We start from the raw sequence: 23,498 nt of genomic DNA on the forward strand, positions 1-23,498 counted from the left end.
GATGAGCGAGAAAATCTGCGTTCGCGGCGGACGGGTGCTCGAACCTGACGGGTCCTCCGCTCCCTATCGCGACCTGATCATCGACGACGGCACGATCGTCGACATTGTCAGTCCCGAGGAGAGTCGCGGTGTGACGACACAGATCGTCAACGCGACCGACCGGCTGCTCATTCCCGGTCTCGTCAACGCGCACACGCACGGCCACGGCAGCCTTGGTCGCGGAATGGGCGATCGCTGGACGCTCGAACTGCTGCTCAATGCCGGACCCTGGCTTTCCGGCAAGCGCACGATGGAGCACAAATACATCGCCGCCGCGCTCAATGCTGCGGAGATGATCCTGAAGGGCTGCACGTCCGCCTACGATCTCTATTTCGAGTTTCCCGCACCGACGCCCGAGGGCATGGGCACCGTCGCGCAGGCCTATCGCGACGTGGGTGCGCGCGTCGTGATCGCCCCCATGCTCGCCGATATGAGCCTTTACGAAGCCGTGCCGGGCCTCATGGACAGCCTGCCCGAGCCGCTGCGGCGGCAGGCCGGACAGTTCGCGCTGAACCCGTTCGAGGAGACGGCGGCGGCATGCCAGACCTTCCTGGAGAGTTGGACGCACCCGGCCGACGAGGCCAAGCCCGCGCTCGCGCCGACCATACCCCTGCATTGCAGCGACCCGTTCCTGGAACGCTGCCGGGACCTTGCGAGGGCGCACGGGGTGGGGCTGCATACCCATCTTGCCGAGTCCAGGACCCAGGCCGTCTCGGCGCTCAAGCGATACGGCCGCACCCTGACCGCCCATCTGGACGCGCTGGGTGTGCTCGGGCCGAACTTCACCGCTGCCCACGGTATCTGGCTCGATGATGACGACATCGCCCGTCTTGCCGCCAACGGATGCGCGGTGGCGCACAATCCGGGCAGCAACCTGCGCCTTGGAACCGGCGTCGCACCGATCCGCAAACTGCTCGACGCGGGCGTCCGGGTCGGTGTCGGATCGGACGGCACCAACTCCTCGGACAATCAGAACATGTTCGAAGCGGTCCGCCTTGCGGCGAACGTGTCGCGCGTTGCCGATGTCGACCCGGACCGCTGGGTGTCGGCAGGCGAGGCCCTGAAGATGGCGACATCCGAGGGGGCCGCGATCCTCGACCTTGCCACGGCCACGGGGCGCATCGAGATCGGCGCAAGGGCGGACATCGTCTTTCTGGACCTCGACAACATCAATCTGGTGCCGTTCAACGACCCGGTGAACCTGCTCGTCTATTCCGAGGACGCCACCTCGGTGAAGAGCGTCATGGTCAACGGGCGCATGGTTCTCGATAATGGCCGTTTCACACGGTTCGACTGCCGGAGCCTGGTCCGCAGGGCCCAGGATGCCGCCGAGGAGCTTCGTGCGCGAACGGCGGAGAACCGGCAGATTTCCGCGCAACTGGAACGTCATGTGGCGAAGCACTGCCTGTGCCTCTGCAGGGAACCCTATCCGGTCGAACGGCTCATATGCGATCCTGTCAAAGAATAGGTTTCCATTATAGATAGTGCCCCTGAATTTATTAGACATTATAGGAAAGCGGTTGCGATAGTGGTGCCGGACGCGCCTTGCGTCCGGCATTTCGGGTCAGGCCGACGCCGTCTTGGATGCGGTTTCTCACCCGGTCGCCGGAGCAAAGCAGCACACAACGGAGGAAGCGATGTCATTTGCAAACTGGAAATCGAAGGCGGCGGCAGTCGCCGCGAGCATGGTCGTGGCTGTAGCGGCCGTCGGTCCGGCGGCTTCGGCCGAACGGATATTTTTCGGCATAGCCACGGGATCGACCGGAGGGGTCTACTATCCGCTCGGCGGCATGATCGCCCAGGTGATCTCCAACAACGCCCAGGTCGACGGCGCGCGCATCATCGCGACCGCCGAGACCGGCAACGCGTCGGTCGCCAATGCGCGCCTTCTGCAGGACGAGGCGATCGAGGCCGGCATGATGGGCGCCGACATTGCCGATCAGGCCTATCGTGGCACGGCCCAGTTCGATGACGGGGCGGTGACCAACCTGCGGGCCATCGGCGCGCTGTTCCCCGAAACGGTTCAGGTCGTCGTGCGCAGCGAATCCGGCATCGAGAGCTTTGAAGATCTCGCGGGCAAGACCGTTTCGTCCGGCCCCGCCGGCTCGGGCATGTATCAGCTCTTCGGCGACGTGCTCGACGTCTTCGGCATGGAGCGGGACGATGTCCGCGAAGACTTCTCCAGCTTCAGCCAGGCTGTCGACAAACTCCGCGACGGCAACATCGACGCCTTCTTCGCGATCGGCGGTTTGCCGACCGTTGCGATCCAGGATCTCGCGAGCAGCCATGATATCCGCCTGCTTGCCCTGACCGACGATGAGATCGCGCGGATCCGCGAAGCCCAGCCCTATTACTCGTCCACCGTGGTGCCGGCCGGCACCTATGAAGGTCAGGACGAGGACATCCAGACGCTCGGATTGCGTGCCCTGCTGGTGGCGCATGACGGCCTGGAGGATGATGTCGTCTACGCGGTGACCAAGGCGATCTACGACAACACCGAGACGCTGGCGAAGGTGCATGTCCAGGGCCGAAATGTGGCCCTTGAGAGCGCGCTCGACTCTGTCTCCATCCCCGTTCATCCGGGCGCCGCGCGTTTCTTCGAAGAAGCCGGCATCGAGCTCGAGTGATCTCGACGACGCGCATCCGCCGCGGCTTGCCGATGCTTGCCGCGGCCATGCTGACCTCCCCGGTCCTGGGCGCGGCGTCCGAAAAGGCCGATTGCCGGTGGCAACTCGAACTTTTCGACCCGCGCTCGGACACGGTGGTCGGCATGGTGCCTCTCGCGGTTGGCGAACCGGGTTTCCGGCTTGCCTACACGCACTCGGTGTTCGGCACCGACGTTGTCAGCCGGTACCGGATTCGGGGCGGCCAGATCGTGCAGATCGGCGAGGTCTTCACCGATCCCGGATACGGCATGGCCAGTTCAACGGTTGACGGTGAAGGCCGACTGACGCACGACGACGGGCGCCTGCATCTCGAACTTGATCGGCCGATCCCGGCGCTCACGGTTCGCGTGCAGAAGTCCCAGAACAACCGGATCGAAGGCGCCATGAGCGTCGACCTTGGCGAAGCGGTCGGCGACGGGCCGATCGGCATACGGCCGGTTCAGACCTGCCGAGGCTGACCGGGCCTGCCAGCGCACAAAGCCAACAGCCAGGAGACCACCGTGTCATGAGCGGCGCGAGTTCGACACAAGGCCAGGCGCGGCCATCGGGTGACGACGTCGCCCATCTCCAGGAAATCGTCGATCCCGAGACGAACTTCCGGTCCGTCATGGGGTTCACGGCAAGGTTCGTCACCGTGCTGGCGTTCGGACTGTCGGCATACCATTTCTATACGGCCGGCTTCGGCGTCCTCACCGAGGTGATCCACCGCTCGGTGCACCTGGCCGTCTCGATGGCGCTCATCTTCCTGCTGTTCTCGCGCGCGGACAGCCTCTGGACCACCCGCTCGACGGTCGCCACGGCGTTCTTCTCGGGCTGCTATCTCTGGATTAGCTGGAACGTGTGGACCGAGCTCGAGCTTGCGGCGGCGGCGCCCGAATCGATCCTGTTCTGGCTCGCCGTTGCCCTGATCGTGCTCCTGTCGCTGCCCAACCTGACCGGCAACCGGATCGCCGGGCGACGTGAAAGCGGAATCGGGCCGACCGACTATCTGCTGATGATCGTGGCGGCCAGCTTCTCTCTCTACCTGATCGTCTTCTTCGACGAGATATTCATCGCTCGTGTCGGCCAGCCGATCGCCCGCGATTATCTCATGGGCGCGCTCGCCCTGATCCTCGTGGCCGAGGCGACGCGCCGCACGATCGGCTCGGCATTGCCGGCGATCGGCATGTTCTGCCTGTTCTATGCCGTGCTCGGGCCGGACCTGCCCGCCGAGATCGCCCATCGCGGCTTCAGCATGCAGCGCATCATCAACCATCTGTATCTGGGCACCGAAGGCATCTATGGCGTTGCGACGGGCGTCGTCGCCACGTTCGTCTTCCATTTCATCCTGTTCGGCGTCGTCGCGCAGATCTCGGGTCTCGGCCAGCTCTTCATCGGCCTTTCCACGGCCATCGCGGGCCGATTCTCCGGCGGTCCGGCCAAGGTTTCGGTCGTCTCGTCGTCCATGTTCGGCATGATTTCCGGATCGACCGTGGCGAACACCGTCACCACCGGTTCGCTGACCATTCCGCTGATGAAGAAGACTGGCTTCCGCGCCCCGTTCGCGGGCGCCGTCGAGGCGTCGGCCAGCGCCGGCGGCCAGATGACCCCACCCATCATGGGCGCGGCGGCCTTCGTGATGGCCGAGTCGCTGGGCGTGCCTTATGTGGAACTGATCCTGATCGCCATCCTGCCGGCCGCCTTCCACTATCTGTCGGTGCTGCTGTCGGTGCACTTCGAGGCGAAACGGCTGGGGCTGGGCGCGCTGCCGGCCGACCAGATACCGAGCGCCCTGGCGGTCGCCCGCCAGTACTGGCACCTCGCCTTGCCGCCGATCGCCATGGTGACGCTGCTTCTTATGCGCTTCACCCCGTTCACGGCCGCCTTCTGGGGCATCATCCTGGTGATCGTGGCGTCCTACATACCGCTGCTCGCCCGGTCCGTCGGCGTGCCGGCTCTGGCGGGCGGCGGCGATGGTAACGCGCTCACGCCGCGGCGGATCGTCGGCGCGTTCGAAGAAGGAGCGCGCTTCACGCTCGCCATCACGGCGACCTGCGCCTGCGTCGGCTTCATACTGGGCACGGTGACGTTGACCGGCATCGGCTTCAAACTGTCGGCAGCCGTCCTGTCGGCCGCCCAGATGGGGGCCGACCTGATCGCCCTGGTCGATCCGTTCGACCTGATCAGCGACCGTGGCGCTATCCTGTTCTGCGCGCTCGTTCTGACCGCGATGGCCTGCATCCTGATGGGCTGCGGCATGCCGACCGTGCCGCTCTACATCATCCTGTCGGCGATCGTCGCACCGGCGCTTCTGGAGTTCGGCGTTCCGCTGCTCGCGACCCATTTCGCCGTCTTCTATTTCGGCCTTCTGTCGGACCTGACGCCGCCGTTCGCGCTTGCCGCGTTCGCCGGTGCGGCGGTCGCTCAAGCGGACCCGATGCGCACCGCCATCATCGGTTTCCGTCTGTCGATCGCCAAGCTGCTGGTGCCGTTCATGTTCGTCTACAGCCCTGCGCTGCTGCTGATCGACTTCGAGCCCGCCACGTTCGCGCTGGCGCTCGCGAGCGGCATCCTGTCCATTGTGTCGCTGGCAGTCGGCTTCACCGGTTTCGCATTCGCCCCGCTGGGCAAGGCCCGTTCGCGCATCCTCATGCTTTGCGGTCTCTGCCTGGTGTTCGATCACGTGCCGACGATCGCAGTGGCAGCCCTGGTTGCCATCGTGATCCTGGCCAGCAACTTCCGCGACGCACGGCGCGCGGTGACCGGGGAGGTCTGACATGGTCATTCTCAGCAACGCGCGGGTATTGATCATCAACCCCAACTCCAATGCGGCGGTCACCGGCGCCATGGCAAAGGCCGTTGCTGGCCTTTCGGGCTCGACGGGAGTGGACTTCGACACACGGTCCCTCGACGGCGCGCCGCTCGGGATCGAAAGCGACCTCGATGCCGCTGTCGTTGCGCCTCTTCTGGCTCAGATGGTTCGCGACGAGGACGACCGCTACGACGCCTTCATCATCGGATGCTTTCTCGACCCGGGCCTTCAGGCGTGCCGCACGGTGACCGACAAGCCCGTGTTCGGCATCGGTGAATGCGGTGTCTTCGCCGCCCTGACGCATGCCGACCAGTTCGGCGTGCTGGCATTGTCCGAGGCATCGGTGGGTCGCCACAAGCCGATCTTTCGCCGGCTCGGCGTGGCCGACAGGCTGGCCGGCGAGTTGCCGCTGTCGATCAGCGTCGCCGACGCGGTCGGCAATGAGGCGGTCTATCCGAAACTAGGCGAGGCGGCACGGACACTGCGCGACACGCACGGCGCCGGCGCGGTCGTTCTGGGATGCGCGGGCATGGCCGGGCATCGCAGCCGGCTTCAGCGCGACACCGGCATGGTCGTGATCGATCCGGTCCAGGCCGCGGCGGCGCGGGCCCTCGGTGCGCTTCTGCCGACATGAACCCCCGCGAGGGGCAGATCTCTAAGGAAAGGTGAAACATGTTCGATCTTGTGGTGCGCGGTGACGTGGTGACGACGCAAGGGGTCCGGCGGGGACATTATCTGAGCGTCCTCAACGGCGAGGTCGTCGGTGTCACCGCCAGTGACCCGGGTTCGTCTCGGGAGCGGGTCGATGCCGATGGGGCCTATATCTTCCCCGGCGCCGTCGACGCGCAGGTGCATTCGCGCTCGCAAAAGGGCAGCGAAGGGCTCGCCGCGTGCACGCGTGCCGCGGCGGCGGGTGGCGTGACGACCATCGTCGAGATGCCCTATGACGAGGGTCTGCTCGTCTGCAGCGCTGATGCGGTCCGGTCCAAGGCCGATGATGCCGAACGACAGTCACATGTCGATGTGGCCATCTACGGCACCATTCATCCCGACGAAGGCACGGTGCGCATCCAGGAGCAGATCGAGGCAGGGGTCTGCGGCTTCAAGTTCTCGACCTTCGGAACCGATCCCGTCCGCTTTCCGCGCATCCCGCCGTGGCTGATGCGCGATGCGTTCGCCGCGATCGCGCCGTCGGGCCTGGCGGCCGGCGTTCATAACGAAAACCACGAAACGGTCATGCACGACCTCGAAATGGTCAAGAAGGCGGGTCTCACCGACCATACCGCCCATGGCAAGAGCCATACGGACTTCGCCGAGGCGCTGGCGATGGCGGAAATATACGAGATCGGCGCATACACCGGCTGCCGCGCCCATGTCGTCCATTGCTCGATCGGGCGCGGCATCGAGATCTGCGAGGGCTATCGCCGTCAGGGGTTCGACGCCAGCGTCGAGGTTTGCATCCACTATTTCGTATTCAGCGAGGACGAGGACGGCGCGCGCCTCGGCGGCAAGGCCAAGATCAACCCGCCCATCCGTCCGGCCAGCGAGCGCGAGGCGCTCTGGCGCCATCTTGCGGCGGGCAACATCGATCTCGTCTCGACAGACCATGTCGCCTGGTCGCTCGACCGCAAGAACGATCCGGACATGCTCAAGAACGCCTCGGGCGGACCCAGCATCGAGGTGATGGTGCCGCTGCTGGTCAAGGGCTGCCTGGAGCGCGGTGTCGATCTGTCGATGGCCGCCCGGGTCCTGTCGGGCAATCCGGCCCGTCATTTCCGCCTGCAGCCCCGCAAGGGCGCCCTCTGGGCCGGCGCGGAGGCCGATTTCTCCATCATCGATCCGACCGAGGCGCCATGGACCGTGGAGGCAAGCCAGACAGTTTCCGACTGGAGCCTCTACGACGGCATGTCGCTGCCGCAGGTCAGGGCCACCTATGTGCGCGGCCAGAAGGTCTGGGACGGCAAGGATGTCGTCTCCGCCGAGGGTTTCGGCGGATTCGTCAAACCCTTCGGCCGTGCTTGAGGGGGCGAACGTGCTTTCAGGTCAGACCCCATCCACGCTTTCGATCAATGCTGACCGGCTGTGGCAGCGCATCGCGGAACTCGCCGCGATCACGGATCCGGATCGGCCCTACAGCCGCGTCGCCTTCAGCGATCTCCACGCGGAGGGCAGGCAATGGCTGACCGGGCAGATGAAGCAGGCCGGCCTCGATGTGCGCATCGACGCCGGTGCGAACCTGATCGGCCGGCTGGCCGGTTCGGAGAACGGGCGCGCCGCCATCGTCAGCGGTTCGCACACCGACACGGTTCCCCGTGGTGGCCGCTTCGACGGCATCGCCGGTGTGCTTGTGGCACTGGAAGTGGCCCAGACGCTGGCGGAGAACGGCGAGCGGCTGCGTCATCCATTCGAGGTGGTCGATTTTCTTGCCGAGGAGCCGAACAAGTATGGCTTCTCCTGCATCGGCAGCCGCGCGATTGCCGGCGTACTCACCGAGCAGCAACTTGCCTACGTCGCCGCTGACGGAACCAGCACGGCCGAGGGCATCGCCGCCATGGGCGGCGACCCGGAACGTCTCGGCTCGCCCCTGCGCGACCGGGACGATCTGGCCGGGTTCTTCGAACTGCATATCGAACAGGGCGTGGTCCTTGAACAGGATGCGGTCGATATCGGCATCGTCACGGACATCGTCGGTATCACGCGCTACCGGATCAGGCTTACCGGGGAGGCGGCCCACGCGGGCACCACGCCCATGAACCGGCGCAAGGACGCGCTCGTCGCGGCGGCGATACTGGTTCAGGAAGCCGAGACGCTGGCGTCGACCCAGCAGACCGACGGAGCCTATCTGGTCGCCACCGTGGGCAAGCTGGATGTCGTTCCCAACGGATCGAATGTCGTGCCCGGCTTCGTCGATCTTGCGATCGAGGTCCGCTCCAACAGCAACGAACAGGTCGATCGCTTCTACGAGACATTTCTCGCCAGATTTCGGGAAGTCTGCAATCGGCGCGACATCGCGCTCCAGGCGGACAGGATCAGCGACGGCGCCGCGATCGGCTGCGATCAGGCCGTGCAATCGGCGCTGGTGGAGGCGGCCGAAATGAACCGGGCAAGCTATGTCCGGATGCCGAGCGGCGCGGGCCACGATGCGGCCTACATGGCGCGGATCGGCCCGAGCGGCATGATCTTCATTCCGTGCCTGAAAGGCCGCAGTCACTGCCCGGAAGAGTGGGCGGACAAGAAGGCCCTCGCCACGGGCGCGCAGGTCATGCTCGACGGCATACGTCTGTATGACCGGCGGCTGTGACAACCGCGCTGCGGCGGGGGTGGCAGCGCGTCAGTCGAGCGCCACGGCGACCAATCCGAGCGCGGCGATCGCGGCGACGACCGGCCACCAGCGCGGCAGCGACACGGTGATCTCTTCCTTCAGCCAGTCGATCGGGCGGCGCGGTTCGTTGTCGTTCGGGGTCACGTCGATCTGTTCCATCCTTGTCTCCATTGGGGTGTCGGCGCCGCCGTTCGGCGCCCGTGTGCGACCCTGATAGCAACCTCCGGCTGACAGCACGCTGACGAGAGACGTTGTCGCGCCCTATGATGCCGCCGCCGGCAGGACCAGGCGCGCCTCGAACCCGTCGGGACGGTTGGCAAGTGCCAGCCGGCCGCCGGCCGCCTCCGCGATGTCGGCGGCGATGGCAAGCCCGAGCCCCGTCCCGGTCTCATCAAGGCGAATGCCGCGCGCGGTCACCTTTTCGAGAAGATCCGGCGCGATCCCCGGCCCGTCGTCGCGCACCGCAACGCTGACCGCGCCGTCCGCGTGCGCAACCACCAGGTCGACCCGGTCGCGCGCATGGCGGGCCGCGTTCTCGACCAGCGCGCCGAGCGCCTCGGCAAGGTCCGCCGCGTCGATCGCGGCCATCGGAACCTGCGGTCCGGCGTCCACGTGCCAGGTCAGCCCTTCGCCCGTCGCCGTCCGGCGCGCGACCTCGACGACCCGGCGGCCGACCCCGGCCGCATCGCAGCGGGAGGCGACCGCCTCGGCGGCGACGCGCGTGCGCGCCAGTTCACGGTCGACATGGCGCTGCATGGCGCGGGCGATCGCCTCGATGCTCCCGGCATGCGCGCCATCGCCGGCCTGCGACAGGCGCCCGGCTTCGCCCATCAGCGCCTGCAGCGGTGTCTTCAGCCCGTGCGCGAGATCGCCCGCGCGGGCGCGGGCACGGACGATGTCCGCCTCGCGCGCGGCGAGAAGTCCGTCGAGTTCGGCGGCGAGCGGTCGCACTTCGGCCGGCCAGTCCTCGCCGATCCTGTCGGCGCGGCCCGAACGGATGGCGGCGACGCGCGCGCCGATCCGCCGCATCGGTCTGAGGCCGACGCCGACCTGGACCCAGCCGGCCGCGATCAGCACGACCGCGAGCAGACCCAGATACGGCGCCAGATCGGCGAGGAAGGCGTTGCGCGCGGCGTCGAGCTCGGCCGCATCGAGAGCCACAGCCGCACGCACGCGTCCGCCGCCGAGCGGCGCGGGCAGCGACACCATGCGTTCGAGCGCCAGCAGCGACGCCTCGCCCGGCCCGCCGATCCTGTGGACATGGACGGCCCCGTCGGCGACTTCGTCGGCCGGCAGGTCGAGACGGTAGTCCCACAGCGACCGCGAGCGCAGCGTGTCGGTCGCCAGGTCGATCTGCCAGTAGAGCCCGCCATAGGGCCGCTGGAAGCGGGGATCGGCGGGCGGCGCGACGAAAAGAGCGCCCATTTCGTCGCGCGCGAGCCCGGCCAGCACCTGATCCAGATGCACTTCCAGTTCGGCGATGGCGCGCCGTTCGACGTGGCCGGCGAACAGGGCGGCAAGCCCGGCCGCCGCAAGGCCGAGCGCGACGATGATCGCCGCCGCCCCCGCGACGACCAGACGCCAGCGCAGCGACAGCCGCGTCAAGCCGCTGACCCTTCCAGGAAATAGCCGAAGCCGCGTCGCGTGCCGATGATCCCCGCGCCCAGCTTGCGGCGCAGCCGCGCGATGATGGCTTCGAGCGCGTTGGCCTCGCGCGCATCGTCGTCGCCGTAGAGATGTTCGAGCAGTTCGCCGGGCGGCACGACGCGGCCATTGCTCAGCGCCAGATAGGCCAGCAGCCGGTATTCGAGCGCTGTCACCCGCACCGGAACGCCGCGAACGGCGACGCTCATCCGGTTGGTGTCGACCGTCAGCGCGCCGATGTCGTGCACCGCCGCGCCCTGGCCCGCCGCGCGCCTGACCAGCGCCCGCGCCCTGGCGACCAGTTCCTCCATCCGAAACGGCTTGGGCAGATAGTCGTCGGCCCCCGCCTCGATGCCTTCGACGCGCTCCATCCACGCGCCCCGCGCGGTCAGCACGAGCACCGGCATGTTGCGCCCGTTCGCGCGCCAGCGCTTGAGCACGCTCAGCCCGTCCATTCCCGGCAGGCCCAGATCGAGCACGATCAACGCATAATCCTCCGTGTCGCCCAGGAACCAGGCGTCCTCGCCATCCGCACAACTCTCGACGACGAACCCCGCCGCGCCGAGGGCGGCGTCGAGATCGGACGCGATCCGCTGATCATCCTCGACGACGAGTGCCCGCATCAGTCCCGGTCGTCTTCATAGTCTTCATAGTCTTCGTAATCGTCGTCATAGGAATCATCTTCGGCTTCCAGTTCGATGATCCGTCCGCTCGCGGCGTCCACATAGACCTCGTAGAGCCGCCCTTGCGCGCTGACCAGTTCCATTTCGTAGACGTAGAGGCCGTCGTCCCGGTCCAGTTCGATCTCGATCACCCGACCGCCGAACCGTTCGTCGACGATGGCGAGGATTTCGGCGAGCGGCATGATCTCGCCGCGCTCGACGGCCTGAAGCGCGCGATCCTGATCGTCGGCACCGACCGTCCCGGGAACGACGAGCATCGCGACGAGCAATGGCAGGAGGGATTTGCGCATGACGCCTTCTAGGTGAGCGCGGCTGACAGTTCGCTGACAGATCCCGTCAGGGGGCCATCAGCACCGGTGGTGCACAAGGGAACCGTAAACGCGGCAATCGCCGCTCCCGAAGAAAGGATATCGATCATGAAACACGCAACCCTCATCGTCACCGCCGCCGCACTCGCCATCGGCAGCTTCGCCATCACCGCACAGGCCTCCGACGGCAAGGTCCTTGAAGCCATCCCGGCGACCGGCGAAAGGATGAGCATGTCCGAAGTCATCGGCAAGCTCGAGGCGGAGGGCTACCGGGTCGACGAGATCGAGTTCGACGACGACGGCTACTACGATGTCGATCTGTACGATGCCAATGGCCGCGAGATCGATGTCGATATCCATCCGGTCACCGGCAAGGTGCTCGAGTGGAGGGTCGATCGCTGACGCCATCCCTCCGCCGTCAGGGGCGGATCGGCGAAAGCCCTTCCGCCCCGCGGCCGTGCGCCCCGAGCGGCCGAACGCCGGCCTGTTATTCGGCGGGCTCGGGGCTTTCGAGCGCTTCGCCCAGTTCCTCCTCGAGCCGGCTTTCTTCGGTCGCGCGGGGGCGGGTGAAGCGGGCGAGCAGCAGGAAGGCGACCGGCGTCAGGTAGAGCGTCGCCACCGTCGCAAGGCCGAGGCCGCCAACGATGACCCAGCCCAGCGCCTCGCGCGCCTCCGCCCCGGCACCCGTCGACAGGATCAGCGGCACGCCGCCGAACACGGTCGAGGTCATCGTCATCATCACCGGCCGAAGGCGGATCGTCGCCGCGTCGGTGATCGCCGAGCGCACGTCCTGTCCCGCGTCGCGAAGCTGGTTGGCGAACTCGACGATCAGAATGCCGTTCTTGGCCATGATCCCGATCAGCATGACGAAGCCGATCTGGCTGTAGACGTTCAGCGACAGGCCCGTCAGCAGCAGTGCGAAGATCGCGCAGGCGATGCCGATCGGAACGGTCACCATGACCACGATCGCCGAAACGAAGCTTTCGAACTGCGCCGACAGCACAAGGAAGACGACGACGATCGCAAAGCCGAACGTCAGAAGCAGCCCGGAACTCGTCTGGTCGAGCGTCGCCGCTTCGGCCAACGGCACGATCCGGTTTTCCTCGGCGAGGACGCCGTCGGCGAGCGTGCGCACCTCGGCAAGCGCGTCGCCGAGCGCGAACTCCGGCGTCAGCGAGGCCGATATCTCGACCGACCGGTTCTGCCCCTCGCGCGCCAGTTCCGGGGCCACGGCCCGTTCCTCGAGCGTGACGAACGTCGCCATCGGCACCATCGTGCCGTCGCCCGCCCGCACGAAGATGTTCCGAAGATCACCCGGATCGTCCACCCGGTCGGAGGTCGACACCATCTGGATGTCGTAGCTGAGATCGTTGATGAAGACCGAGCCGACGGTGCGGCCGTCGAGCACCGCGCCGAGCGCCTCGCCCAGGCCGGAAATGTCGACGCCGAGGTCCGAAGCGCGCTCCCGGTCGATCTCGATGAAAAGCTGCGGCTGGGTCAGCTCGTATTCGAGCCGCACCTGGCCGAAGGCGGTGTTCTCCTGCATCCGCGCGACCAGATCCTGGGCGACCGTGGCGAGCTGCTCGTAGCTGTTGCCGGTGACCGCGAAGCTCAGCCCCCGCCCGGCGCCGCGAATGCCGAGCGAATTGGGCTGGATCGCAAACGCGCGCACGCCGATCACGCTGCCGAGCGCGCGATTGATATCGCCGACGATCTCGTTCTGGCTGCGCGCGCGTTCATCCCAGTCGGCCAGCGTGAACACCATGAAGCCGCGATTGCCCGACCCGAAGCCGGCGATCGAGAACGTGTTGGTGATCTCCCCGCTTTGCTGGAGCGGCGCGACCAGTTCCTCGATCTGGCGCATCTTCGACGTCGTGTATTCGAGCGAGACGCCCTGCGGCGCCGACACCGACAGCAGCGCCACGGCGCGATCCTCGCGCGGCGTCAGCTCCTGACGGATCGTGCCGAAGACCATCGCCGCGGTGGCCGCAAAAAGCAGCGATGCGACGATGACGACCAGCGGATAGGACAGCGCCGCCGACAGCGAGCCGCGATAGAGCGCGGCCAGCCGTGCGCCCAGCCAGATCATCGGCCCGCGCCGGCCGGCATCGCTCTCGGTCGTCAGCAGCCGGCTCGCCAGCATCGGCGCCAGCGACAGCGCGACGAACGATGAGATCAGCACCGCGATCGCCAGCGTGAAGCCGAACTCGCGGAACAGCCCGCCGGCCTGTCCGGGCAGGAAAGACAAGGGCACGAACACCGCCGCCAGCGTCGCCGTCGTCGTGACGACCGCAAAGAACACCTGGCGCGTGCCGAGCACGGCGGCCGCGCGCGGGCCCATCCCCTCGTTGCGCCGCCGCACGATGTTCTCGAGCACCACGATCGCATCGTCGACGACAAGCCCGGTGGCGAGCACGAGCGCGAGCAGGGTCAGGATGTTGACCGAGAACCCGACCAGATAGATCGCCGCCAGCGTTCCGATCAGCGCGACCGGGATGGTCAGGGCGGGGATCAGCGTGGCGCGCCAGTCGCGCAGGAAGACGAAGATGACGACGACCACGATCGCCACGGCAAGGCCCAGCGTGCGCAGCACCTCGCGGATCGAGCCGTTGATGAAGGTGGCGTCGTCGGAGGTCACGAAGATCGAGATGTCGTCGGGCAGCGACGCATCGAGTTCGGCCACGACCGCGCGCACGTCGGCCGAGATCTCGAGCGTGTTCGAGGTCGCCTGCCGGATCACGCCGATGCCGAGCCCGGTCTGGCCGTTGGTGCGCAGCAGCGTCTCGTTGGTCGCCGGCCCGAGCAGCACGTTGGCGACATCACCAAGGCGGACATCTTCGGTCAGCTCGAGCGCCTCGAACGCTTCCTCGGTGGCGACGGTCGCCGTGGTCCTGACGTTGATCGACTGGCGGTCGCCGGCCAGATCGCCCGCCGGCGCGTCATAGGCGACGTCGGCGAGCGCGGTCCGGACATTGCCGAGCGTCAGCCCGCGGCTGGCCAGCCGGTCGAGGTCGATGTCGACGCGGAACACGGGCTGGCGATCGCCATAGACCTGAAGGTCCGCCACGCCCTCGATCGAGATCAGCCGGTCCTCGACCCGTTCCTCGACGATCCGGGTCAGGTCCTGCGGCGAGCGCAGGGTCGAGGTCACGCCGATGCGGATCACCGGCTGGGCGTTGGCGTCGGCCTTGACCACGCGCGGTGTCTCGGCGCCTTCGGGCAACTGGTTGGCGATGCGGGCGACCGCGTCGCGCGCGTCGGTTGCCGCAACGTCAAGGTCCGCGCTGTCCTCGAACTCCAGCGTCACGCGGCTGCGGCCGAAGCGCGAGTTCGACGAGATCGTGCGCACGCCCGGCACGCGGCCGAGCGCCCCCTCGATGCGGCTGGTCAGTTCCTGGTCGACGCTTTCGGGCGAAGCGCCCGAATATTCGGTCGTGACGGTGATGACGGGACGGTCGACATTTGGCAGTTCGCGGATCTCGACACCGAACAGCGAGGCAAGACCGGCCAGCACGATCAGCGCGCTGATCACGAGCGTGACGATCGGCCGTCGCACGAAGAAGGCCGTGCCTGATCCCGCTATCGCCGAAAGGTCCCTGTCGCGCGCCATGACCGGTCTATCCCTGGCTTGGGACGGTGCCGCCGCTCTCGGCCACCGGCCCGTCGGGCACGTCGACCTCGGCGCCGGGGCGCAGGTTCTGGACCCCTTCGGTGACCACGAGTTCGCCCGGCGACAAATCGGCCGCCACGATCACGCTGTCGGCGTTGCGCTGGCGGATCGTCACCGGAACCCGGACGGCCTTGCCCTCGCGCACCGCCCACACGAACGAGCCCTCGTCGGACCATTGCACCGCGAGCGGGTCGACCGAGGGAAGGCTCTCGCCGGGAAAGCTCATCGTCACCGTGAAAGCCATGCCGGCGCGCAGCCGGTCGCCGCTGTTGTCGACCTCGCCCTGAACGCGCAGCGTCCGGCTCTCGCGGTCGACGATGTTGTCGATGGCGCGCACCGTGCCCTGAAGCTCGACACCCGGCAGGCTGAGCGGCCGGACCGTGATCGGCATGCCGTCGTCGATGAAGGCGACGGCGCGTTCGGGAACCTGGAAGTCGATCAGGATCTTCGAGCGGTCGGTGATCGTTGCGACCACGTCCTGGCTGTTGAGCCGGTCACCGACGGCGAGGTCCAGAACGCCCATCCAGCCCGAAAGCGGGGCGCGCAGGGTGCGCTGCGCGAGTTCATATTCGGCCTCGCGCAGGGCCAGTTCGGCGGTCTGGACGGCGAGACGCGCCTCGCGCAGGCTGACTTCCGTCACCGCGCCCGAATCGCTGAGACGCGACAGGCGTTCGGCGTCCTCGGTCGCGCTCTGAAGGTTCAGCCGCGCCCGCTCGACGGCGATTTGCCGGGCCTGGTCATCGAGGCGCAGCACGACGTCGCCCTGTTCGACGAAGCTGCCGCCCATAACGGCGATCTCGACGATCACGCCGGTGACATCCGACCGCAGCGTGACCGTGTGCAGCGCCCGCCCGTCGCCGATCGCCTCAAGCCTGTCGTCGATCTTGCCCTCCGCGACCGGCGCGACCACGACCGAGGTCGGACCGCCGCCGCCCCAGCCGCCGCGTCCGGCGGTTTGCGTCGCCGGCTCGGCGGCCTCGAGACCCAGCCGCTCGGCGAGCCCGAACCGCTCGAGATACCCCGCCGCCGACGGAACCTGGGTGATCCAGACGTAGAGCGCGACCGCGACGAGACCGAGGGACAACAGCACCTGGCTGAGAAGTTTCATGAACGGGCCTGCGAGAAGTGGAACGTCGCCGAACATAGGGCGGCGAGCCCCAAAAGAGTAGGGCGAAGTTGCCGGGTCTCGACCGCGACGGGCGGTCGAAGGGCCGGGCCGAACGGCCAACGGTGGCGCCGTATCCATGCCGGCGCATGACGGAGGAGGTGGCTGGGGCGGCAGGATTCGAACCTGCGCATGGCGGTACCAAAAACCGCTGCCTTACCGCTTGGCTACGCCCCAACGCGCTGTTGCCGCGGCCCTAAGAGAACATAGGGCCGGGTGGAGGCGGGATAAACCTGCATCGGTCCGGCCTGTCAACGGTCGGCCGACGTTTTTCCCGCCACGAGCGCCGCCGGCGGCGGCCCGGTGCTGGAACCCTGCACCAGTTCGGCTTCCAGCAGCATCTGCGACGGCGTCGCCTTGCCCTCGATCCGGTCGATCAGCATCATCGCGCAGTGGCGGCCCGCCTCGCGGATGCCCGAACGCATGACGGTCAGGCCCATGCCGCCCGGCCCGATGTCCAGAAACGACAGATTGTCGTCATAGCAGATGATCGACATGCCGGTTCCGGGCATCAGGTCGAATTCGCGTGCCGCGCCCATCACCCCGAGTGCGGGCAGGGCGCTCGAGCATATCACCGCCGTGGGCGGATCGGGCAGCATCAGGAAGCGCTTCATCGCCTCGTAGCCGGCCGGCTCGATCATCTCGTTGCTGGACATCAGCGCCGGATCGGGCTCCAGCCCGGCCTCGCGCAGCGCCTCCTCGTAGCCTTCGCGCCGGCGCTGGGCGAACACCATGTGCTCCCAGCCATTGACCAGGCCGATCCGCCGATGGCCGAGCGCGATCAGGTGCCGCGCCGCTTCACGGAAGGCGCGTCGGTTGTTGACGTCGACCCAGCTGTAGCTGTCCTCGGCCTGCAGGGTGCGGCCATGCACAAGGAACGGCAGTCCGATCTCGGCGAGCAGCGGCAGCCGCTCGTCATGCGCCATCGGCCCGTGCACGATCACCCCGTCGACGCGGCGGTTGCGGCTGAGCGCCCGATAGGTCTCCGCCTCCTTGTCGCCGTCGACCACCGAGATGAGCATGTCGTAGCCGCGCTGGCTGTAGACCGCGCCCGCCCCGGCGATGAAGTCGGTGAAGTGCGGGTTGATCATGTCGTGCTTGGCGACGGGAATCACATGCCCGATCGTGCGCGCCTTGCCTGTTGCCAGACGCCTTGCGCTGGAGTTGGGTTCGTAGTCATATTGACGGGCCGCTTCGATCACGCGCTGGCGCGTCGCCTCGCTGACTTCCGGATAGCCGTTCAGGGCCCGGCTGATGGTGGTCTGCGAAAGCCCCAGCTTTTCCGAAAGCTGTCTGAGGTTGGCCAATATTCCCTCCCGCACGTCCGCTCAAAGGGCTTTGAACGGCATATCAAGCCGCACAAAGGGCCCGCTGGCAAGCCCCGGCATCGCTATCGCCTTTTTCGCGCCGCAGCGAAACCCGGGACCGCGCACGGTGTGGACAAAGCGCTTGACTCGGACCGTCCGCATGCTCAATGTCCGCGAAGCCAAAGCGCTTTGACCGCGCCTGGTTTGAGGCAACGTTCAGTGAGCGTAACAATCGATCTGGGAGGATCACCGATGAAAAGAACTCTTCTGGCCGGCGTGGCCGGCCTTGCAGTGCTGGCTGCCGGCAGCGTCCATGCTCAGGATCTCGTTTTCCCCGTCGGCGAAGGAGATTTCAGCTGGGACAGCTACAATGAATGGGCCGAGTCGGCGCCCGACCTGAGCGGCCAGACCGTGACGATCACCGGACCCTGGCTGCAGCCAGAAGACGGCGTCTTCCGCTCGGTGATCGCCTATTTTGCCGAAGCCACGGGCGCCGAAGTCATCTACACCGGCTCGGACTCGTTCGAGCAGCAGATCGTCATCGACGCCGAAGCGGGTTCGGCACCCAATGTTGCGGTCTTCCCGCAGCCCGGCCTTGCCGCCGACATGGCGAGCAGGGGGCTGCTCCATCCCCTGCCCGAGGGCATGGGCGAATGGGTTGCCGAGAACTATGGCGCCGGCGAATCGTGGGTCGATCTGGGCACCTATCCGGACGAGGACGGCAACGAGCAGCTCTTCGGCTTCTTCTACAACGTCAACGTCAAGAGCCTGGTCTGGTACGTCCCCGAGAACTTCGAGGACGCCGGTTACGAAGTGCCCGAAACCATGGAAGAGCTGAAGGCGCTGACCGAACAGATCGCGGCCGAAGGCGAAACGCCCTGGTGTATCGGCCTTGGTTCGGGCGCCGCCACGGGCTGGCCGGCCACCGACTGGGTCGAGGACATCATGCTTCGCACCCAGCCCGCCGATGTCTATGACGACTGGACGACGAACGATATCCCCTTCAACGACGAGCGCGTCGTTGCGGCCATCGAGGAGTTCGGCTGGTTCGCCCGCAACGACGACTATGTGTCGGGCGGCGCCGGCCAGGTGGCCTCGACCGACTTCCGCGACTCGCCCAAGGGCCTGTTTGCGTCGCCGCCGCAGTGCTACATGCACCGCCAGGCATCGTTCGTGCCCGCCTTCTTCCCGGAAGGCATCGAGTTCGGCGAGGATGTGGACTTCTTCTACTTCCCGTCCTTTGCCGAGAAGGATCTGGGCAACCCGGTCCTTGGCGGCGGCACGCTGATGTCGATCACCGATCCGTCGGACGCGACCGATGAGTTCTTCGAGTTCCTGAAACTGCCGTTGGCCCATGAGGTCTTCGGGGCGCAGTCGGGCTTCCTGACGCCGCTCAAGACCGTCAATCCCGATACCTATCTCAACGACGCGCTGCGTGGTCAGGCGGAGATTCTCGTCAACGCCACCACCTTCCGCTTCGACGGCTCTGACCTGATGCCCGGAGGTGTCGGTGCGGGCACCTTCTGGACCGGCATGGTCGACTATACGGGCGGCAAGGACGCCCAGGCCGTGGCCGACGAGATCCAGGCAAGCTGGGATGCGCTGAAGTAAGCGTCGCATCCGCTTGAGTTGCGCGGGAGGCGGTCTGCCGCCTCCCGAAATCCCAGGACAATGAGCGCACGCCGGCCATTGTGCCGGTCGTCCGGCGCCGGGAGGGCACCATGAACCCAGCACTGCAGGGTCTCATCACAGTATTGTTAGGCGTTGGCGGCTGCGTCGGATACTTCTACTTCTCCAACCAGATCCTCGACCGGGTGATCTTTCCCGCCAAGGGACCGAACGCCGGCGACAACATCAATCGCGCAAATCAGGTGCGCCCCTGGCTGTTCCTGTTTCCGGCCATCTTCGCGCTCGGTCTCTATCTCGGCTATCCCGTGTTCGAGACGCTGCGCCTGTCGCTGACCGACCGTGCCCAGGGCGGCGCTTTCGTCGGGCTGGCCAACTACAGCCAGATGATGGCGGAGCCGAAATTCTGGGAGGCCATCCGCAACAACATGCTGTGGCTGATCGTCGTTCCGGCCGCGTCGACGGCGTTCGGCCTTCTCGTTGCCCAACTCACGGACAGGATCGCCTGGGGGAACATCGCCAAGTCGCTGATCTTCATGCCCATGGCGATCTCGTTCGTCGGCGCGTCGGTGATCTTCAAGCTGATCTACGACGCCCGTCCGGCCGACGTGCCGCAGATCGGCGTCATGAACGCCATCTGGATGAGCTTTGAGGGCGGGCCGATGTCAATCCTCATGCTCAGGATCCTGCCGACGATCATTCTTGCGGCCTTTGCCGGCATCGTCGGCTACGTCGTCTATCTGTCCGCACGTGCCATCATCGAGCCCGGCCGGCAGAAGTCGGTGGGCATGTCGCTGCTGCGCGCCGTGGTCGTCGTAGGCGGTGCCTGGCTGGTCTGGCTGTCGCTCAAGTCGATCCTTGGCGTATGGACCGTCGAACTGGCTTATGGCGTGCCGCAGCAATGGCTGACCATTCCGTTCTGGAACAGCTTCTTCCTGATGGTCGTCCTGATCTGGATCCAGACCGGCTTTGCCATGGTGATCCTGTCGGCGGCTCTGCGCGGCATTCCCGAAGAGACGATCGAGGCGGCCGTGATCGACGGCGCCAATCCGTTCGATATCTTCTTCAGGATCAAGGTCCCGCAGATCATGGGTACGATCATGGTGGTCTGGACGACGATCACGCTGGTCGTGCTCAAGGTGTTCGACATCGTCTTCGCGATGACCAACGGCCAGTGGGAAACACAGGTGCTGGCCAACTACATGTACGACAAGCTGTTCCGCGCCAATGATTGGGGGGTCGGGTCGGCCAGCGCGATTGTCATCATGCTGCTGGTGACGCCGATCCTTGTCTGGAATGTCTATCAAGCCCGCAAGGAGATGCGCTGATGGCCGATCAAGACGTCGACCGCGGTCAGATCCAGTCATCGGCCACTTCGTTCATCCGGGGCTGGTTCCGGGACCGTTCAAAGACCTCCGAAGGGGCGGCCGGGGGCAAGTCCAGCTTGATGTGGGCCGTGCACATCTCCGTCGCTGCCCTGGTGCTCCTGTGGCTCTTCCCCACGGTCGGCCTGTTCGTTTCGTCCTTCCGGACCGCCGACCAGATCTCCGCATCGGGCTGGTGGGCTTCCCTGTCGACGTCCGAGCAGGTCCTGCAGCTGCGAACCGGCGGCCGTGACGACGCCCGCGAGGATGACGGCGTCTTCGTCGTCGAAGGCAACATCCTCACCGATGGCGAGGATGCGCCCGGTGTCGTCGAGATGCGCGATTTCGGCATCTCCTCGCGTGACATCGGCGCCTACCAGATCGGCGAAACGGCGGAGTTTGGCGACGGGGAAACGTTGACCCTGAATGCCGATGGCTCCTATCTCTACACCAGCGTCGAGGAGCCGGGCCGGCGCGGCCAGCGCGTCTTTGTCACCGCGCTTCTGCCGCCTGACTTCACGCTCGAGAACTACCAGACGGTCCTGTTTTCCGGCAGCGGCCAGGACAACATGGCCAAGGCGTTCTACAACACGCTGACCGTGGTGATCCCGGCGACCATCATCCCGATCCTGATCGCCGCGTTCGCCGCATACGCGCTCGCCTGGATGGATTTTCCCGGCCGCGCGCTGCTGATCGCGGCCGTCGTCGCCCTCTTGGTCGTGCCGTTGCAGCTCGCGCTCATTCCGCTGTTGCAGCTTCACAACAATATCGGCATCGGCAAGGGCTATCTGGGCGTGTGGCTGGCCCATACCGGCTTCGGCCTGCCGCTGGCGATCTACCTGTTGCGCAACTACATGGTCGGCCTGCCGCGCGACATCATCGAGAACGCCCGCGTCGACGGCGCCACCGATTTCCAGATCTTCGTGCGCATCATCCTGCCGCTGTCGTTCCCGGCGCTGGCCTCGTTCGCGATCTTCCAGTTCCTTTGGACATGGAACGACCTGCTCGTGGCGCTGGTCTTCCTGATCGACGCCACCGGCGAGACGACCGTGATGACCCGGCAGATCGTCGAACTGCTCGGCACGCGCGGCGGCAACTGGGAGATCCTGGCGACGGCGGCCTTTGTGTCGATCGCCGTGCCGCTGGTCGTCTTCTTCGCCATGCAACGTTATCTCGTGCGCGGCCTGCTGGCCGGCTCTGTCAAATAGCAAAGAGGCGTTCGTGAACGTGATCTACGACATGGCCGACCAGGCCCCCGGCCTGGTCACCAGCCACGAAACCGACCGCGACTGGTGGCGCGGCGCGGTGATCTACCAGATCTATCCGCGCTCGTTCCAGGACACCAACAATGACGGCATCGGCGATCTGCGCGGCATCACGCGCCGGCTGCCCTACGTCGCCGCCCTGGGTGTCGACGCGATCTGGGTGTCCCCCTTCTTCAAGTCGCCGATGGAGGATTTCGGCTACGACGTCTCCGACTACCGGGCCGTGGACCCGATGTTCGGAACGCTGGCCGATTTCGACGCGATGATCGCCGAGGCGCACCGGCTCGGCCTGAAGGTGATGATCGACCAGGTCATCTCGCACACCTCCAACAAGCACGAATGGTTCGTCGAGAGCCGTTCGTCGCGCGAGAACCCGCGCGCCGACTGGTACGTCTGGGCCGACGCCAAGCCGGACGGCACGCCGCCCAACAACTGGCTGTCGGTGTTCGGCGGATCGGCGTGGGAGTGGGACACCTCGCGCCGGCAATATTATCTGCACAACTTTCTCGCCAGCCAGCCGGACCTGAACTTCCACAATCCGGCCGTGCAGGACGCGCTGCTCGACGAGGTCCGTTTCTGGCTCGACCGCGGCGTCGACGGCTTCCGGCTCGACACGATCAACTTCTACGTCCATTCGGCCGGCCTCGAGGACAACCCGCCGCTGGCGCCCGAACACCGCAACGCCTCGATCGCGCCCGAGGTCAATCCCTACAACTACCAGGATCACATCCACGACCGGAACCAGCCCGAGAACATCGCCTTCCTAAAGCGGTTCCGGGCGCTTCTGGACAAGTACCCGGCGGCCGCCGCGGTCGGCGAGGTGGGCGACGCGCAGCGCGGTCTGGAGATCATCTCCGAATACACCTCCGGCAACGACCGCATCCACATGTGCTATTCGTTCGATTTCCTGGCCGGCACCTCGCTGACGGCAAGGCGCGTGCGCGAGGTCGTCGAGCGGTTCGAGCGCGTCGCCCCCGATGGCTGGTCCTGCTGGGCGTTTTCCAACCATGACGTGGTGCGCCACGCCAGCCGCTGGGCCGATCATGTCGTCGACCGCAACGGTTTCCTGAAGATGGCGGCCACGCTGATCATGACGCTGCGCGGCTCGGTCTGCCTCTATCAGGGCGAGGAACTGGGCCTGACCGAAGCGGTGCTCGACTTCGAGGATCTGCAGGACCCTTACGGAATCCAGTTCTGGCCCACCTTCAAGGGACGTGACGGCTGCCGCACGCCGATGGTCTGGAGCCACAACGAGCACAATGGCGGCTTCACCGAAGGAAAGCCGTGGCTACCGGTGCCCTACGAACATCTGACCGGCGCGGTCGACCTTCAGGCCGGCCGCGAGGGCACGATGCTCGAACATTACCGCCGGATGCTCGCCTTCCGCCAGCGCTACCAGGCGTTCGCCAAGGGCACGATCGCGTTCTTCGATGCGCCCGACAACATCCTGATGTACGAGCGGCACCATGAGGACATGCGCATTCTCGTCGTCATCAACACGGGCGACCGGGCGCAGTCGGTGGAACTGGAGAGCGACGCGTGGCGGACGCTGGAGGACAGTCCCCACGAGGACGGCGTGCGCGAGGGACGCCGGCTGACGCTGTCCGGCTTCGGTGCCTGGTTCGCGATGATGGACAACTAGCAGACC

The 23,498-nt window shown here is 66.4% G+C and carries 19 protein-coding genes and 1 tRNA gene; 12 read left to right on the forward strand and 8 right to left on the reverse strand.

What is annotated here, in order from left to right; all coding sequences use genetic code 11:
• Position 1 precedes the first annotated feature (1 nt).
• From E0E05_RS03525 to ertE, 7 genes are all read left to right on the forward strand, one after another.
• Positions 2–1,507, forward strand: coding sequence for an amidohydrolase family protein (locus E0E05_RS03525; protein WP_131615465.1), 1,506 nt, complete (start codon positions 2–4; stop codon positions 1,505–1,507).
• A gap of 169 nt (positions 1,508–1,676) precedes the next feature.
• Entirely contained in the window at positions 1,677–2,666 is a 990-nt protein-coding gene (locus E0E05_RS03530) for a TAXI family TRAP transporter solute-binding subunit (protein WP_131615466.1), read from the forward strand.
• Entirely contained in the window at positions 2,663–3,163 is a 501-nt protein-coding gene (locus tag E0E05_RS03535; RefSeq protein ID WP_158629263.1) for a DUF1850 domain-containing protein, read from the forward strand. The genes E0E05_RS03530 and E0E05_RS03535 overlap by 4 nt, the downstream gene beginning before the upstream one ends.
• Before the next feature lie 47 nt (positions 3,164–3,210).
• Positions 3,211–5,460, forward strand: a complete 2,250-nt coding sequence (locus E0E05_RS03540) for a TRAP transporter permease (protein ID WP_131615468.1) — start codon at positions 3,211–3,213, stop codon at positions 5,458–5,460.
• Between the two features lies 1 nt (position 5,461).
• A complete protein-coding gene (locus tag E0E05_RS03545; protein ID WP_131615469.1) occupies positions 5,462–6,130 on the forward strand; it encodes an aspartate/glutamate racemase family protein in 669 nt (222 codons plus the stop codon).
• Between the two features lie 38 nt (positions 6,131–6,168).
• Positions 6,169–7,518, forward strand: a complete 1,350-nt coding sequence (ertD, locus tag E0E05_RS03550; protein ID WP_131615470.1) for a hydantoin-5-propionate amidohydrolase — start codon at positions 6,169–6,171, stop codon at positions 7,516–7,518.
• Between the two features lie 10 nt (positions 7,519–7,528).
• On the forward strand, positions 7,529–8,797 hold the full coding sequence (ertE, locus tag E0E05_RS03555; protein ID WP_244597911.1) for an N-carbamyl-l-glutamate amidohydrolase ErtE: 1,269 nt from the start codon (positions 7,529–7,531) through the stop codon (positions 8,795–8,797).
• A gap of 30 nt (positions 8,798–8,827) precedes the next feature.
• Here the strand turns inward: ertE and E0E05_RS17315 are convergent, their stop codons facing one another.
• The 4 genes from E0E05_RS17315 to E0E05_RS03570 form a co-directional block, all read right to left on the reverse strand.
• Positions 8,828–8,977, reverse strand: a complete 150-nt coding sequence (locus E0E05_RS17315) for a hypothetical protein (RefSeq protein WP_158629264.1) — start codon at positions 8,975–8,977, stop codon at positions 8,828–8,830.
• Between the two features lie 102 nt (positions 8,978–9,079).
• Positions 9,080–10,423: a sensor histidine kinase gene (locus tag E0E05_RS03560; RefSeq protein ID WP_131615472.1), complete on the reverse strand. Its 1,344-nt coding sequence runs from the start codon at positions 10,421–10,423 to the stop codon at positions 9,080–9,082.
• Positions 10,420–11,085, reverse strand: a complete 666-nt coding sequence (locus E0E05_RS03565) for a response regulator transcription factor (protein ID WP_131615473.1) — start codon at positions 11,083–11,085, stop codon at positions 10,420–10,422. Before E0E05_RS03565 ends, E0E05_RS03560 begins: the two co-directional genes overlap by 4 nt.
• The gene (locus tag E0E05_RS03570; RefSeq protein ID WP_131615474.1) at positions 11,085–11,435 is read right to left on the reverse strand and encodes a PepSY domain-containing protein; all 351 of its coding nucleotides are present in this window, start codon (positions 11,433–11,435) and stop codon (positions 11,085–11,087) included. Before E0E05_RS03570 ends, E0E05_RS03565 begins: the two co-directional genes overlap by 1 nt.
• A gap of 126 nt (positions 11,436–11,561) precedes the next feature.
• Here E0E05_RS03570 and E0E05_RS03575 point away from each other — a divergent pair, with 126 nt between their 5' ends.
• A complete protein-coding gene (locus E0E05_RS03575) occupies positions 11,562–11,855 on the forward strand; it encodes a PepSY domain-containing protein (RefSeq protein WP_131615475.1) in 294 nt (97 codons plus the stop codon).
• An 85-nt stretch (positions 11,856–11,940) separates the two neighbouring features.
• Here E0E05_RS03575 and E0E05_RS03580 read toward each other — a convergent pair whose 3' ends face one another.
• The 4 genes from E0E05_RS03580 to E0E05_RS03595 all read right to left on the reverse strand — a co-directional run bounded on the left by E0E05_RS03580 (position 11,941) and on the right by E0E05_RS03595 (position 17,595).
• A complete protein-coding gene (locus E0E05_RS03580) occupies positions 11,941–15,063 on the reverse strand; it encodes an efflux RND transporter permease subunit (protein ID WP_131615476.1) in 3,123 nt (1,040 codons plus the stop codon).
• 7 nt (positions 15,064–15,070) lie between these two features.
• Positions 15,071–16,231: an efflux RND transporter periplasmic adaptor subunit gene (locus E0E05_RS03585; RefSeq protein ID WP_131615477.1), complete on the reverse strand. Its 1,161-nt coding sequence runs from the start codon at positions 16,229–16,231 to the stop codon at positions 15,071–15,073.
• Positions 16,232–16,390: 159 nt separating this feature from the next.
• A tRNA-Gln gene (locus tag E0E05_RS03590) sits at positions 16,391–16,465 on the reverse strand.
• A gap of 74 nt (positions 16,466–16,539) precedes the next feature.
• On the reverse strand, positions 16,540–17,595 hold the full coding sequence (locus tag E0E05_RS03595) for a LacI family DNA-binding transcriptional regulator (protein WP_244597913.1): 1,056 nt from the start codon (positions 17,593–17,595) through the stop codon (positions 16,540–16,542).
• A gap of 252 nt (positions 17,596–17,847) precedes the next feature.
• On the opposite strand from E0E05_RS03595, the gene E0E05_RS03600 reads away from it, so the two are divergent.
• From E0E05_RS03600 to bglA, 4 genes are all read left to right on the forward strand, one after another.
• Entirely contained in the window at positions 17,848–19,206 is a 1,359-nt protein-coding gene (locus E0E05_RS03600; protein WP_131615479.1) for an ABC transporter substrate-binding protein, read from the forward strand.
• Positions 19,207–19,316: 110 nt separating this feature from the next.
• Positions 19,317–20,549, forward strand: a complete 1,233-nt coding sequence (locus E0E05_RS03605; RefSeq protein WP_131615480.1) for a carbohydrate ABC transporter permease — start codon at positions 19,317–19,319, stop codon at positions 20,547–20,549.
• A 119-nt stretch (positions 20,550–20,668) separates the two neighbouring features.
• On the forward strand, positions 20,669–21,793 hold the full coding sequence (locus E0E05_RS03610; protein ID WP_131617878.1) for a carbohydrate ABC transporter permease: 1,125 nt from the start codon (positions 20,669–20,671) through the stop codon (positions 21,791–21,793).
• Positions 21,794–21,824: 31 nt separating this feature from the next.
• A complete protein-coding gene (gene bglA / locus E0E05_RS03615) occupies positions 21,825–23,492 on the forward strand; it encodes a beta-galactosidase BglA (protein ID WP_131617879.1) in 1,668 nt (555 codons plus the stop codon).
• Positions 23,493–23,498 lie beyond the last annotated feature (6 nt).

It is taken from the genome of Roseitalea porphyridii (assembly GCF_004331955.1).
Classification (GTDB): Bacteria; Pseudomonadota; Alphaproteobacteria; order Rhizobiales; family Rhizobiaceae; genus Roseitalea; species Roseitalea porphyridii.